Source organism: Streptomyces piniterrae, assembly GCF_005048155.1.
GTDB lineage: Bacteria > Actinomycetota > Actinomycetes > Streptomycetales > Streptomycetaceae > Streptomyces > Streptomyces piniterrae.
This window is the reverse complement of the sequence record NZ_SUMB01000015.1, coordinates 1-13,717: the sequence shown is the minus strand read 5'-3', so window position 1 is coordinate 13,717 and position 13,717 is coordinate 1. Positions and strand designations below refer to the sequence as shown.

Annotated in this window: 10 protein-coding genes and 1 pseudogene; 6 read left to right on the top strand and 5 right to left on the bottom strand. The window is 71.4% G+C overall.

The window, feature by feature from the left end; genetic code table 11:
- Nucleotides 1-144 precede the first annotated feature (144 nt).
- A complete protein-coding gene (gene ilvD, locus FCH28_RS32990) occupies nt 145-1,995 on the top strand; it encodes a dihydroxy-acid dehydratase (protein ID WP_136743902.1) in 1,851 nt (616 codons plus the stop codon).
- Nucleotides 1,996-2,026: 31 nt separating this feature from the next.
- Here the strand turns inward: ilvD and FCH28_RS32985 are convergent, their stop codons facing one another.
- Nucleotides 2,027-4,426, bottom strand: coding sequence for a serine/threonine-protein kinase (locus FCH28_RS32985; protein ID WP_136743901.1), 2,400 nt, complete (start codon nt 4,424-4,426; stop codon nt 2,027-2,029).
- Between the two features lie 234 nt (nt 4,427-4,660).
- Here FCH28_RS32985 and FCH28_RS32980 point away from each other — a divergent pair, with 234 nt between their 5' ends.
- Together FCH28_RS32980 and FCH28_RS32975 are read left to right on the top strand one after the other, a co-directional pair.
- Nucleotides 4,661-4,990 carry a peptidase gene (locus FCH28_RS32980; RefSeq protein WP_136743900.1) on the top strand — a complete coding sequence of 110 codons (330 nt, stop codon included), beginning with the start codon at nt 4,661-4,663 and terminating at the stop codon, nt 4,988-4,990.
- Nucleotides 4,991-5,040: 50 nt separating this feature from the next.
- Entirely contained in the window at nt 5,041-5,574 is a 534-nt protein-coding gene (locus FCH28_RS32975) for a hypothetical protein (RefSeq protein WP_136743899.1), read from the top strand.
- A 31-nt stretch (nt 5,575-5,605) separates the two neighbouring features.
- On the opposite strand, the gene FCH28_RS32970 is transcribed toward FCH28_RS32975, so the two are convergent.
- The 3 genes from FCH28_RS32970 to FCH28_RS32960 form a co-directional block, all read right to left on the bottom strand.
- A complete protein-coding gene (locus FCH28_RS32970; protein ID WP_136743898.1) occupies nt 5,606-7,012 on the bottom strand; it encodes a M1 family metallopeptidase in 1,407 nt (468 codons plus the stop codon).
- A 124-nt stretch (nt 7,013-7,136) separates the two neighbouring features.
- The gene (locus tag FCH28_RS32965) at nt 7,137-8,783 is read right to left on the bottom strand and encodes a SulP family inorganic anion transporter (protein ID WP_136744078.1); all 1,647 of its coding nucleotides are present in this window, start codon (nt 8,781-8,783) and stop codon (nt 7,137-7,139) included.
- 269 nt (nt 8,784-9,052) lie between these two features.
- Entirely contained in the window at nt 9,053-9,475 is a 423-nt protein-coding gene (locus FCH28_RS32960) for a hypothetical protein (protein WP_136743897.1), read from the bottom strand.
- A 233-nt stretch (nt 9,476-9,708) separates the two neighbouring features.
- Between FCH28_RS32960 and FCH28_RS32955 the strand changes: the two genes are divergently transcribed.
- The 3 genes from FCH28_RS32955 (at nt 9,709) to proC (ending at nt 12,332) form a co-directional block, all read left to right on the top strand.
- A complete protein-coding gene (locus tag FCH28_RS32955) occupies nt 9,709-10,584 on the top strand; it encodes an ABC transporter ATP-binding protein (protein WP_136743896.1) in 876 nt (291 codons plus the stop codon).
- On the top strand, nt 10,581-11,405 hold the full coding sequence (locus tag FCH28_RS32950; protein WP_136743895.1) for an ABC transporter permease: 825 nt from the start codon (nt 10,581-10,583) through the stop codon (nt 11,403-11,405). The genes FCH28_RS32955 and FCH28_RS32950 overlap by 4 nt, the downstream gene beginning before the upstream one ends.
- Nucleotides 11,406-11,522: 117 nt before the next feature.
- Entirely contained in the window at nt 11,523-12,332 is an 810-nt protein-coding gene (proC, locus tag FCH28_RS32945) for a pyrroline-5-carboxylate reductase (RefSeq protein WP_136743894.1), read from the top strand.
- Nucleotides 12,333-12,482: 150 nt separating this feature from the next.
- Here proC and FCH28_RS32940 read toward each other — a convergent pair.
- A pseudogene (locus tag FCH28_RS32940) lies at nt 12,483-13,019 on the bottom strand (tryptophan--tRNA ligase); the annotation flags it as partial.
- Between the last annotated feature and the right edge of the window lie 698 nt (nt 13,020-13,717).

The following is a 13,717-nucleotide window of genomic DNA, read 5'->3' as shown; positions in this document are numbered from 1 at the left end:
AAGGGCGTAATCTCGGCTACAGCTGCTATATGACGCCGGCCGGTATCCGGCAGGGCCGCCCGGCCCGCCCCCGAGCCCTCGAGGCGCCGGGGAACCCACCCGCGACCGGCGGTCGTACGGACGAACCCCGAGGGAGTGACCATCGTGCCTGAGCTGAGGTCCCGCACCGTTACCCATGGCCGCAACATGGCGGGCGCCCGCGCCCTTATGCGGGCCTCGGGCGTAGCGAGCGAGGACATCGGTAAGCCGATCATCGCGGTCGCCAACTCTTTCACGGAGTTCGTGCCGGGCCACACCCACCTCCAGCCGGTCGGCCGGATCGTCAGCGAGGCGATCAAGGCGGCCGGCGCGGTGCCCCGCGAGTTCAACACGATCGCGGTCGACGACGGCATCGCGATGGGCCACCGCGGCATGCTCTACTCCCTGCCCTCCCGCGACCTGATCGCGGACAGCGTGGAGTACATGGTCGAGGCGCACTGCGCGGACGCCCTGATCTGCATCTCGAACTGCGACAAGATCACGCCGGGCATGCTGAACGCCGCGCTGCGGCTGAACATCCCGACGGTCTTCGTCTCCGGCGGCCCCATGGAGTCCGGCCGGGCCACCCTGGTCGACGGCACGGTCCGCACCCTCGACCTGGTCGACGCGATCTCCGACGCCGTGAACGACAAGATCTCGGACGAGGACATCCTCCGTATCGAGGAGAACGCCTGTCCGACCTGCGGCTCCTGCTCCGGCATGTTCACCGCCAACTCGATGAACTGCCTGACCGAGGCCATCGGCCTGTCCCTCCCCGGCAACGGCTCGGTGCTCGCCACGCACACCGCCCGCAAGGCGCTGTACGAGAACGCCGGACGCACGATCGTCGACATCACCCAGCGCTACTACGAGCAGGGCGATGAGACGGTCCTGCCGCGCAACATCGCCACCTTCGACGCCTTCGAGAACGCCATGGCGCTCGACATCGCGATGGGCGGCTCGACCAACACGATCCTGCATCTGCTCGCCGCCGCCCAGGAGGCCGGCGTCGGGTTCGGTCTGGACGCGATCGACGCGGTCTCGCGCCGCGTCCCGTGCCTGGCCAAGGTCGCCCCGAACGTGGCCAAGGACCGTACGTACTACATGGAGGACGTGCACCGCGCGGGCGGCATCCCGGCCCTGCTCGGCGAGCTCTACCGCGCCGGGCTGCTCAACGAGGACGTGCACACCGTCCACTCCACCTCCCTCGCCGACTGGCTCAAGACCTGGGACGTGCGCGGCGGTTCGCCGTCCGCCGAGGCCGTCGAGCTGTGGCACGCGGCGCCCGGCTGCGTCCGCTCCGCCACCGCCTTCTCGCAGTCCGAGCGCTGGGAGGCGCTGGACACCGACGCCGAGGGCGGCTGCATCCGCTCGGCCGAGCACGCGTACTCGAAGGACGGCGGGCTCGCGGTCCTCAAGGGCAACCTCGCCGTGGACGGCTGCGTGGTGAAGACCGCCGGCGTCGACGAGTCCATCTGGACCTTCGAGGGCCCGGCCGTCGTCTGCGAGTCGCAGGAAGAAGCCGTCGACAAGATCCTCAAGAAGGAGATCACCCACGGCGACGTGGTGGTCATCCGGTACGAGGGCCCCAAGGGCGGCCCCGGCATGCAGGAAATGCTCTACCCGACGTCGTTCCTCAAGGGCCGCGGCCTCGGCAAGACCTGCGCGCTGATCACCGACGGCCGCTTCTCCGGCGGCACTTCGGGCCTGTCCATCGGCCACGCCTCGCCCGAGGCGGCGTCCGGCGGCACCATCGCACTCGTCGAGGACGGCGACCGGATCCGCATCGACATCCCGAACCGCACCATCGAACTCCTGGTCTCCGAAGCGGACCTGGCCACCCGCGAGGCCGCGCTCGGCGGCACCTACGCCCCGAAGAACCGCGAGCGCAAGGTCTCCCAGGCGCTCCGGGCCTACGCGGCCATGGCGACCAGCGCCGACAAGGGCGCGGTGCGCGATGTGAGCAAGCTGGGCTGAGCAGGCCCGACAGCGAAGGACCCGGTGGGCGTCACCAGCCCGCCGGGTCCTTCGTCGTCGCGCTGAAGACCGTCCCGTCGGGAGCCGCCGCGTAGATCCGGCCGCGGGGCGCGTCCACCAGCGGGGCGGGCAGTGTCTCCAGGAAGCCGTTGTGCCGGTCGGCGGCGAGCCGGGGCCTGGTCTGCCCCAGCGGGGTGCCGGACCGGGTGTCGACGGCCAGCAGCCGTCCGTCGGCCGCGGTGAAATACAGCCGGTCGCCGGTCACCACCGGCACCGAGCCCCGGCTCACCGACGTCTCCACGTCCCACTTCCGCTCCCCGACGGCATGCAGCGCACCGCCCTCGGCCAGCAGATACACCGTCTCGCCGTGCACCACGGCCAGGACGTTGTCGAGTGGCGCGGTGAGCGGGAGGCGCCGGACGTGCCCGGTGGCCGGGTCGTAGCGGACGACGGCGGTGGTGGTGAAGCTGGACACCGGGTCGGCGACGGTGAAGTAGAGCGCCCCGGACGACCCGGTGCCGGCCAGGGTGAGCGAGCCGGACAGCCGCCGCTGCCAGCGCACCTCGCCGCTCTTCGGGTCGATGGCGGTGACGGGGGTGTCGGGGCCGTCGACCGACCCTCCGACGGCATACGCGGTGCGGGCATCGCCGGCCGCCTCGGACGCCTTGAAGGCAGCCCACTGGTGCTGGGGGTAGCGCTTGTGCCATCGCTGCTGGTGGGTGGTGCTGTCGAGGGCGGTGACCGTACCGTCGCCGGAGGCCAGCAGGATCCGGCCGCCGGCGATCGTGGCGCCGCCCTCGTAACCGGAGAGGTCCTTGGACCAGCGGGTGGCGCCCTTTCCGGCGGGCGACGGGTCGAGCGCCTCCAGCCGCTTCCCGTCGTGCGAGAAGACGTACAGCAGCCCGCCGGAGAGCACCGGCGCGGACGGCGGCGCGGCGGACTTCGCGGTCGGCGGGGCCGTACGGCGCCACACCACGCGGCCGGTGCCGGGGTCGAGGCGGGCGGCCAGGACGCCGGACTGGGCGCAGAAGAGGGCGGGCGGGTTCGCGGCGGCGGAGCCTGATCCGCCGTCGGTGTCCGATCCGCTGTCGGTGCCCGATCCGCTGTCGGTGTCCGTCGTACAGAACGGCATCTCCGCCGCGTGGCCTTCGGGGCGTTCGACGAGGGTGGTCCGCCAGGGGCGGAAGGCGGCGGCGGACGCGCGCGAGGGACGGGTCTGGAGCGCCGGATCCCCCTCCGGCTCCCCGGAGGACAGCGCCCGGACGCCCCCGAAGGCCCCGGCCCCGGCCACGACCAGCGCCACGGCGGCCCAGACCGGCCAGCGGCGGCGGGCCCGTGGGCGCGGCTCGGCAGCCGGCGGACCGGGCTCGTCCGGTTCCGCCGCGGGGGGCGTCACGACACGGACATGCGTGGCCTCGGCCCGCGGCGGCGTGGACTCGGCGCGTACCGGCCGCCGTTGGCCGGGAATAAGCTGCCCCGGTATCGGCGCGCAGGGCACCGAACCGGCCCCCGTGTCGTCCGGCGCGTCGGCGCCGCTCGGCGCACTGCCCGGTGCGTCGAAGCCCGCCCCCGGCCAGTGCTGCACCTGCTGCTGCACCTCCGTCGGCAGATCGGTGTGCAGCTGCTTCATCAGGGCGTCCGGTGTCGGCCGGTCCGCCGGGTCCTTCGCCAGACAGCTCTCGATCAGCGGCGCCAACTCTGCCGGCACACCCGCCAGATCCGCCTCGTCGTGCACCACCTGATAGGCCACGAGATACGGGCTCTCCGAGTCGAACGGCCCGCTTCCGGTGGCGGCGTGCACCAGCACCGAACCCAGCGCGAAGACATCGGCCGCCGGCCCCACCTCGCGCGGCCGCTGGAACTGTTCGGGCGCCATGAACGGCGGCGTCCCGATCAACTTTCCGGTCTCGGTGCGCATTTCGCTGTCCGACGGCCGCGAAATACCGAAATCGATGACCTTCGGTCCGTCGGCGGCCAGCAGCACGTTTCCCGGCTTGAGGTCGCGGTGCACGACGCCGGCACGGTGGATGTCGCGCAGCGCCTCGGCCAGTCCCGAGGCCAGCCGGCGTACCTCGGCGGGGGGCAGCGGGCCATTCCGCTTCACATGCTCGGAAAGGGTCGGGCCGGCGATGTGGAGGGTCGCCATCCAGGGCCGCGCGGCGTCCGGATCGGCGTCCACGACCGGTGCGGTGAAAGCCCCGCTGACCCGTCGGGCGGCGGCCACCTCCTGCCTGAACCGCCCCCGGAATTCCGGGTCCTGGGCGAATTCGGCGTGTACGACCTTGACCGCGAGCAGCAGCCCGGAGGACGAGCGCGCCAGATGGACCTCGCCCATACCGCCGGCGCCCAGCCGCGCTTCGAGGCGGTATTGCCCAGCGTATTCCGGACGCTCCGCTTCCGGGTCGACCCCGGAATCACGCAGCGGCGGCATCGTTCCACCCCCGTGTCATTACCCGTGCCATTCGGTCGCAGGTGCGACGCGCGGAGCCTAGTCGATGCCGCGTACGAGATGAATGAAGCTTGCTAGCGTGCGGGTTGCACTATGGCAACGCCGCACCTCGACGCGGCGGCACCACGTCACGATGCACTGTCACGATTCACTTCACTGTCACGACGCGACGCCGATCCCACGATCCGGCGTCACGGTTCAACGGGGGAACGAGAAATGACCACACAGGACCAACAGGCCTTCCCGGACGCCGCCGCCGCGGAGGACGCGGCCGCCGTCCAGGCGGCCACCCACCGCCGCAGCTACGCCGTCGCGCCCGGCTACAAGGTCAACGTCCGCCAGGGCCCCGGCACCGACACCCCGGTCGTCCGGCAGCTGGCCGAGGGCGCCTGGATCGAGATCCGCTGCCAGCGGCGCGGCCAGCGGGTCAGCGGCCCCTACGGCACCTCGGACATCTGGGACAACATCGCTCCCGGGCAGTACGTCTCCGACGCCTACGTGCGGACGGGCAGTGACGGCCTGGTCGCCCCGCGCTGCATGAGCTGACCCGCGGGCCGCCCGCGGCACCGGGCACGGCCGCCGGGATAATCGACGACATGAGCGATGAGCAGACGACGTCGTCCGGCGGACCGGAGCGGGGCGGCCCGGAGCCGGAGGAGATCCGGTTCTTCGGCACCACCTGGGTCCACCACGACGGCGGCTACGGCCTGCGCCGGGCCGCCGTCGCGATCGGCTCGCTGGTACTCGCCGCGGCCGGCGCCGCCGTGCTTCGCTTCGCCTTCCAGGGCCTGGAGGTCGCCGACGTCGGCGGGTTCGTCGGCATCCTCGTCGTCGCGGGCTTCGCGATCTGCAGCGCCCTCGCCTTCCGCCGCACCTGGGACGGTTTCGTCCGCCGCCCTGACCCGGCCGCCGAGAGCGCGGCCGACAAGTCCGCGCAGAGCCTGATGCTCATCGGCTTCATCGGCTCGCTCCTCGCCTACTTCTGCCGCAGCCTCGTGGAAGCCCCCGGCGAGAAGCTGCGCCGTACGGAATACGAGGCGGCCCGCGAGCGCCACGAACGCCGCCGCGGCGCGCGCACGGGCAACCCGGCCGCGCGGAAACCCAAGCCGAAGGGCAGGAAGCGCCGCTAGGCCGGGGCCGAGTCGCCGCGCACCCGCCCGCTCAGTACTCCCAGTCCGGCTTGCCCTTCCCGTACAGCCAGTCCTTGAAGAGATCCGTCAGATCCACGTCCGTCCGTTCCTCGCAGAAGGCGATGAAGTCCTTCGCGTCGGCGTTGGAGTGGCGGTACTCGGCCGGCCACTCCTTGAGGATCTTGAAGAAGGTCTTGTCGCCGACGGCGTTGCGCAGCTGCTGGAGCAGCATCGCGCCGCGCTCGTAGACGGGCGTCCCCGTCACGTTCTTCGCCGAGCCCGGATTGCCCGGCGGGAAGGCCCAACGCTCCTTGGCGTCGTCGCTCTTGTCCTTGTAGAGCGCGTCGAACTGCTGCTGGGGCGTCTTGCCGCCCTCGCGCTCCGCCCACAGCCACTCGGCGTAGGTCGCGAAGCTCTCGTTGAGCCAGGCGTCCTTCCAGGTCTTCGGCGTGACCGAGTCGCCGAACCACTGGTGCGCCATCTCGTGCACCACGGTCGTGGTGTCCGGCGCCCCGGCGTAGAGCGGCTTGGTCTGGTTCTCCAGGGCGCCCCAGTCGATCCGGTTGCCGGTGTCGTCGACGATCGCGCCCGCGGAGGAGAAGGGGTAGCGGCCGAACAGCCCGCGTTCCCACTTGATGATCTCCGGCAGCCGGTTCAGTGCCGGTTCGCTCTTCGCGGCCTCCGCCGGATCCACCGCGATGTACAGCGGCAGCCCGTCGGGCGTACGGGAGGTGCTGAAGTCGAACGTCCCGATGGTGGCGGTGGCGAGGTAGCTGGCCATCGGCTGGCCGTTGTGCCACTCGTACGTCGTCCTGCCCTTGGCGGTCTTCTGCGACCGCAGCTCCCCGTTGGCGACGGCCGTGTACCGCTCCGGCACGGTGATCCTGAAGTCGTAGGTGGCCTTGTCGCCGGGGTGGTTGTTGCCCGGGAACCACGTCATCGTCCCGGCGGGCTCACCGGCCACGAACGCCCCGTCGGAGGTCTTGACCCACCCCTCCTTGGAATTGTCCGCGTCCGTCATCTCCTGGGGTATACCGCTGTATTCGACGACCGTGCGGAACGACTTCCCCTTCTGAAGGCCCTCGGCCGGCCGGACCGTCAGCTTGTGTCCCTTGCGCGTGAAGGCGGCCTCCTCGCCGTCGACCCGCACGCCGGACACCTTCAGCCCCTGGAGGTCGAGCTTGAAGGACCGCAGGTCCTCGGTGGCCCTGGCGGTGATCTCGGCGGTCGCGTCCAGGTGCTTCTTCCGTACGTCGTAGTCGAGGTCGAGCCCGTAGTGGGTGACCTGGTAGCCGCCGTTGCCGAGCGCGGGGAACAGCGGATCGCCGACCCCGCCCGCGCCGTCCGCTCCCCTGACGGCGCTCGTGCAGGAGGCCAGCAGCAGGGCGACGGACAGGGCGGCGGTCGCACCGCAGTAGCGGAGGGGCCGGCGGTTCACAGCACTCCCGGGGGTCGGCGATCGATGGATCACCGACCCTACGGTCATTTCTTCCGCAACGCCGGTCCCTTCCGGTTAGAGGGCGTTACGGGAGGGTCGATGGTGTGATGTCGGGCATCGCGGCCTAGCCGCCCCTGCGTACCGGCTCCGGCGCCCCGGCCCCCGTCCTGGCCTGCTGCCCGGTCCTGCGGCGCTGCTCGGCCCAGTTGCCGAGGGCCGCCGCGCAGGCGTGGTCGAGGTGCCGCAGCCCGGACAGATCCAGTTCGATCTCCCGGTTCCCGGGCAGCGCCTCCAGCTGGTCGAGCAGCTTCGGCAGCCGCAGGAAGGTGGCATGGCCGACGACCCGTACGCGGAGCGGGCCGGCGGGGCCGGAGCCGGAGCCCGGGTCCGCCGCGCCGGGCACGTCCTCCGGCGCCGTGCCTCCCGCGCCCTCCGGCTCCGCCGGCTGCACGCTCTCCGGACGGTCCACGCTCCCCGGCTGGTCCGCGACCTCCAGATGCACATGCGAGGTCTCCCACGCCGACTTGGCGACGGCCATCAGCAGCCCCAGCAGCACCCCCTCGAACATGTTGGTGGCCACGATCGCCACCGCCGTCGTCACCAGCACCACCGCCTCGCCGCGGTGCTCGCGCCACAGCGGCAGCAGGTCCTTGCGCGGAATCAGCTTCCAGCCCGCGTTCACCAGCACACCGGCCAGCGCGGCGACCGGCACCATCCCCAGGGCCGCCGGGAACGCCGCCGCGAAGACCAGCAGCCACACACCGTGCAGCACCCGCGACGCCTTCGTCCGCGCCCCGGCGTACACATTGGCCGAGCTGCGGACGATCACCGCGGTCATCGGCAGCGCGCCGAGCACCCCGCACACCGCGTTGCCCGCGCCCTGCGCCATCAGCTCCTTGTCGTAGTCGGTACGCGGCCCGTCGTGCAGCCGGTCCACCGCGGCCGCGCTGAACAGCGACTCCGCAGACGCGATGAGGGTGAAGGCGACGAGGGTGCCCAGAGCCCCGGCGAGCGCGCCCGCCTCCGTCAGGCGCGCGAAGTCCGCACCGCCCGGCGGCTGTACGACCCCGAGCAGGCCGCGCACTTCGACCCGGGCCACCGGCAGGTCCAGCGCGAACACCGCCGTGGTCGCCAGCGCCACCGCCATCAGCGGTGCGGGCACCACCCGCGCCGCCGCCGGCCAGCGCGGCCACAGCACCAGGACCGCGATCGTCCCGGCGCCCACGGCGAGCGCCGTCAGTGCCGCGTCCGATGCGAGGGTGTCGACCACGAGCAACGGCAGGCCGCCCAGGTTGGACAGTCCGCTGCCGGGCGCCTTGGCGTCCGCGAGCTTGTACAACTGCCCGGCGATCAGCAGCAGTCCGATGCCCGCGAGCATGCCCTGGACGACCGCGACGGAGATGGCGCGGAACCACCGTCCGAGTTTGAGCGCCCCCATGGCCAGCTGGAGCACACCGGACACCAGCACCAGCACGCCCAGCGAACCGAGCCCGTACTCCTGCACGGCCTCGTAGACCAGCACCGTCAGCCCGGCCGCGGGGCCGCTGACCTGGAGGCTGCTGCCGGGCAGCAGACCGGTGAGCAGCCCGCCGACGATGCCGGTGACCAGCCCGAGCTCGGCCGGCACCCCGGACGCGACGGCCACCCCGACACACAACGGGACGGCGACCAGGAAGACGACGAGCGACGCGGCGAAATCGGCCCGCCAGCGGGGGAGCGACTGCCGGGAGGGGAGGGAGAGACGGCGGGTCAGGTCGGGGAATCTCTGCATGAGCATGCCTCCAGCGGAGTACGGGATGCGGTGGCGCGCGAGCGGACGCGGACTCGGCTGTGGCTGCGTATGCGTCTACGGATGCGTACGCGTATGCCTGCGGATGTGTACGCGTAGAGGCATACGTATGCAGCGAGGGCCTGCGGATGCGGACCCTGCGAAGCGATGACGCGGACAGGTGCTGCCGATGCCGCGACGCGCGGGGCGCCGGGGGACGTGACGGCTGGATCCGTCGGATGCGTGGGTCGGGGAGGCCCTGGGGGCGGCTCTCAGCAGCGGAAGACGCTGTGGTGGACGGGCAGTTCGCCCGATCTCGACAGGGGTACGGCCTGCCGTCCGGTCAGGGGAGCGGACACCGCGCGGCCACCGACCGCCCGCACCGGCGCGGACGTGGACAGCGGCGTGGACAGCGGCACCGGTGCGGATGCGGTGGCCGGCGACCGGCCGCCGTGCCGTTGCTGGCAGTGGACGGCGGCGGCGTCCGGATGGCCGTCGGTCGAGAAGGTGGGGTGCCCCGCGCGCTGGCCCGGGGGCGGCTCCCAGTGGTGACCGGGGGAGTCGGCGGCGAGCGCGGGCGGTGTGAGTGCCGCGACCCCTCCGCGTACGCCGTGGAGGACGGTGGGGAGGGCGAGAACGATGGTGGCGACGATCAACAGGAGCCGGCCGAGGCGGTCGGCCCGGACCTTGGCCATCGTCGCCCCCTTCGGCGCGGCTGGACAGTCAACCCCATTGTGTCCAGCGGGAGATGGGCACGGGCGGGCAATTGTGTAACTGTCAGGTAAATGCGGAATCAGCGAGCGGGAATGACCGATTCCGATCACCCCGGCGGCCGCCGGAGCGCGGTGTCGACCGCAATGCGCCGCCGTCGGCCGCCCGGCCGTCCGGATCCTTGACGAAGCCCCGAACCCCGAGCATTATTCATCACATGATGAATTACGGCCGCGACCCCGCCACCGACCCCGACCCGGCCGCCGACTCCGACCCGGCCGCCGACCCGGCCCGCGACGCCACCCCCGTCCCGGCCGTCCACGCCCACGACCTCACCGTCGTCCGAGGCGGCCACACCGTCCTGGACTCCCTCGCCTTCGACGTCCCGCGCGGCCAGATCACCGGCCTCCTCGGCCCGTCCGGCTGCGGCAAATCCACCCTGATGCGGGCCGTCGTCGGCACCCAGGCCAAGGTCACCGGCACCCTCGACGTCCTCGGCCACCCCGCCGGCGACCCCCGGCTACGCCCCCGCATCGGCTATGTCACCCAGGACCCGTCCGTCTACGACGACCTCACCGTCCGCCAGAACCTCGACTACTTCGCCGCCGTACTCCACCCCGGCCGGGCCGCCCGCGCCCTGCGCCGCGACAGCGTCACCCGCGCCATCGACGACGTCGACCTCACCGGCCACGCCGACGTCCTCGCCGGCAACCTCTCCGGCGGCCAGCGCAGCCGCGTCTCGCTCGCGGTGGCCCTGCTCGGCAGCCCCGAACTCCTCGTCCTGGACGAACCCACCGTCGGCCTCGACCCGGTCCTCCGCCGCGACCTGTGGAACCTCTTCCACACCATCGCCGGCGACCGCGGCGCCACCCTCCTCGTCTCCTCCCACGTCATGGACGAGGCCGAGCGCTGCCACCGGCTGCTCCTCATGCGCGAGGGCCGCCTGCTCGCCGACGACGCACCCGACGCACTCCGCGACCGGACCGGCTCCGCCACCGTCGAGGAAGCCTTCCTGCACCTCGTCGACGAGGCCCGAGCAACCGCACGGGGCACCCGACAACCCGCCCCCCTCGCCAAGGAGTCGGCACGATGACCACCACAGCCCTCCCCGGTGCCGCGCCGCCGCCTCCCACCCGCCGCACCGCGCCGCCTCCCACCCGCCGCACCCTGCTGCCGCTGTCCCCCGCCCGCACCCTGGCCACCGCCGCCCGGGTCCTGCGCCAGCTGTGGCACGACCCGCGCACCATCGCCCTGATGCTCGTCGTCCCGTGCGTGATGATTGCCCTGCTCCGCTACGTCTTCGACGCGCACCCGGCGACCTTCGACAACATCGGCGCCTCGCTCCTCGGCATCTTCCCGATGATCACGATGTTCCTGGTGACCTCCATCGCCACCCTCCGCGAACGCACCTCGGGCACCCTGGAACGCCTGCTCGCCATGCCCCTCGGCAAGGCCGACCTGATCGGCGGCTACGCCCTCGCCTTCGGCCTGCTCGCCATCGCCCAGTCCGCCGTCGCCACCGGCCTCTCCATCTGGGTCCTCGGCCTCGACGTCATCGGCTCCCCCTGGCTGCTCCTCCTGGTCGCCGTCCTCGACGCCCTCCTCGGCACCGCGCTCGGCCTGTTCGTCTCGGCCTTCGCCGCCTCGGAATTCCAGGCCGTCCAGTTCATGCCGGCGGTCCTGATGCCCCAACTCCTCCTCTGCGGCCTCTTCACCGCCCGCGAGGCCATGCACCCCGCCCTGGAGGCGATCTCCAACGTCCTGCCGATGTCCTACGCCGTCGACGGTATGAACGAGGTCCTCCACCACCCCGACATCACCGCCACCTTCCTCCGCGACGCCCTGATCGTCACGGCCTGCGCCGCCCTGGTCCTCACCCTCGGCGCCGCCACACTGCGGCGACGGACCGCCTGAGACCGTCCCGGTCCTCGGAACGCCGCCCCGCCCGGCCCCGCCCAGGTGCGAGGATGGCGGGACCAGGAACAGCACAGCGGAACAAGGCACAGCACAGCGGAAAGGCAAGCCCGCACGATGACCCAGAAGGTCGCAGTCCTCGGCACCGGAAAAATCGGCGAAGCCCTCCTCAGCGGAATGATCCGAGGCGGCTGGGCCCCCTCCGACCTCCTCGTCACCGCCCGCCGCCCCGAACGCGCCGAAACCCTCCGCACCCGCTACGGCGTCGAAGCGGTCAGCAACGCCGAGGCCGCCAAGTCCGCCGACACCCTGATCCTCACCGTCAAGCCCCAGGACATGGGCACCCTCCTCGCCGAGCTGGCCCCGCACGTCCCCGTCGACCGCCTCGTCATCAGCGGCGCCGCCGGCATCCCCACCGCCTACTTCGAGGACCACCTGACCGCCGGCACCCCGGTCGTACGGGTCATGACGAACACCCCCGCCCTCGTCGACGAGGCGATGTCCGTCATCTCCGCCGGCACCCACGCCACCGCGGCGCACCTCTCCCGTGCCGAGGAGGTCTTCTCCACCGTCGGCAAGACCCTGCGCGTCCCGGAGTCGCAGCAGGACGCCGCGACCGCGCTCTCCGGCTCCGGCCCGGCGTACTTCTACTACCTCGTCGAGGCGATGACCGACGCCGGGATCCTGCTCGGCCTGCCCCGTGACAAGGCCCACGACCTGATCGTCCAGGCCGCCATCGGCGCCGCCGTCATGCTCCGCGACAGCGGCGAACACCCGGTCACCCTCCGGGAGAACGTCACCTCCCCGGCCGGCACCACCATCTCCGCGATCCGCGAACTCGAGAACCACGGCGTACGAGCCGCCCTGATCGCCGCCCTGGAAGCAGCCCGGGACCGCAGCCGCGAACTGGCCACCGGCAACGGCTGACCATCCGCCGCTGCGCCCACCCCCTCCCCACCCAGCTGCGGGCAGGCGTGCCGCAAGGCGATGGGGTCCCCCAGCTCCTTAAGAAATTGCGGGAGGGTGGGCACAGCGGCACCCCCACGGCGGGAAGCCGGACCCCTGAACGGGCACCTGCCGAACCCGCACCGGCCGCAGCACCTTCACCACCGCCTCCGGCACATCCGGCAGATTGGCGACCCCGGCCGAGCCTCCCGGTCGTACACGACATCGGAATGCACATCGGTCACCGCCCGCATCACCTTCTTGCGCACCACCTCGGGCTCGTCCAGCAAATAGACGATCCCCGCCGTACGCGCATGCGACTTCCCCATCTTCGAAGCCGGATCCTGCAAATCCATCCCCTGCGCCGCCACCGCCGGAGTCGCCCCCTTCGGCACCACGAACGTCGCCCCGTACCGCTGGTTGAACCGCACCGCCAGATCCCGCGTCAGCTCGATCCAGCCCCACCGCCAGCAACAACGTCGCGGCCTGCCGACTGAGCCTCCTGACCCGCGCCGGATCGTGCTCCACCGTCAGCGCATGCAGATCCACCACACAGAACAGCGCATCCGCCCGGTGCTGGTCCTGCTCGGCCCAGCGCCGCATGGCCCCCAGGTAGTTCCCCAACGTCAGATGCCCGGTCGGCTTCACACCACTGAACATCCGCGTCATCTCCGCCTCGTCTCCTTCGTATACGTACGTGGAGACCGCCGACCTCGCCGGCCGGCTACGTGAGGGAGCTACGCGAACGGCCACCCGGCAGCGGTTTGATGGCCCTCACCCCCTCGTGTAGTGTTCTCCGAGTTGCCACGGCCCGACAGGTCCCTGGCGACCATCCCGCCGCCACAGCGGCACACCACTACTGCACGGCCCCTCACCGGGATCAATTTCGGCATGCCGAAATTCGATTGCACCGACTCGATTTGAGTCACCGAGGAATTCCGCTAAAGTAGTGACCGCGCCGAAAGGCGCAAAACCCCGCCGACGGGGAATCGGAACTGAATTCGAACCGGCCACGGAACGAAATCGGATCTGATAGAGTCGGAAAGGCCGAAAAGCGAAAGCCGGACGGTCAACCCCGCTCCAACAGGGGGCCGGAGACGGAAACGGATCTGGTAAGGTTGGAACCGCGAAGAAGCCGAAAGGCCGAAACGCACCGGCGAAAATCAGGACCGCGAGGATCTGATAGAGTCGGAAACGCAAAACCGAAGGGAAGCGCCCGGAGAGCCTGGTGAAACAGGCACAAAGGAAGCGTCCGTTCCTTGAGAACTCAACAGCGTGCCAAAAGTCAACGCCAGATATGTTGATACCCCGTCTCCAGCATCAGCTGGGACGAGGTTCCTTTGAAAGTCCTGCCAAGCAGAGCTTCG

What these genes read in the sequence shown, in the direction of transcription:
- FCH28_RS32985 (WP_136743901.1), bottom strand. Translation starts at nt 4,426, where the DNA reads ATGCCGCCGCTGCGTGATTCCGGGGTCGACCCGGAAGCGGAGCGTCCG.
- FCH28_RS32980 (WP_136743900.1), top strand. Translation starts at nt 4,661, where the DNA reads ATGACCACACAGGACCAACAGGCCTTCCCGGACGCCGCCGCCGCGGAG.
- FCH28_RS32975 (WP_136743899.1), top strand. Translation starts at nt 5,041, where the DNA reads ATGAGCGATGAGCAGACGACGTCGTCCGGCGGACCGGAGCGGGGCGGC.
- FCH28_RS32965 (WP_136744078.1), bottom strand. Translation starts at nt 8,783, where the DNA reads ATGCAGAGATTCCCCGACCTGACCCGCCGTCTCTCCCTCCCCTCCCGG.
- FCH28_RS32960 (WP_136743897.1), bottom strand. Translation starts at nt 9,475, where the DNA reads ATGGCCAAGGTCCGGGCCGACCGCCTCGGCCGGCTCCTGTTGATCGTC.
- FCH28_RS32955 (WP_136743896.1), top strand. Translation starts at nt 9,709, where the DNA reads ATGATGAATTACGGCCGCGACCCCGCCACCGACCCCGACCCGGCCGCC.
- FCH28_RS32950 (WP_136743895.1), top strand. Translation starts at nt 10,581, where the DNA reads ATGACCACCACAGCCCTCCCCGGTGCCGCGCCGCCGCCTCCCACCCGC.
- proC (WP_136743894.1), top strand. Translation starts at nt 11,523, where the DNA reads ATGACCCAGAAGGTCGCAGTCCTCGGCACCGGAAAAATCGGCGAAGCC.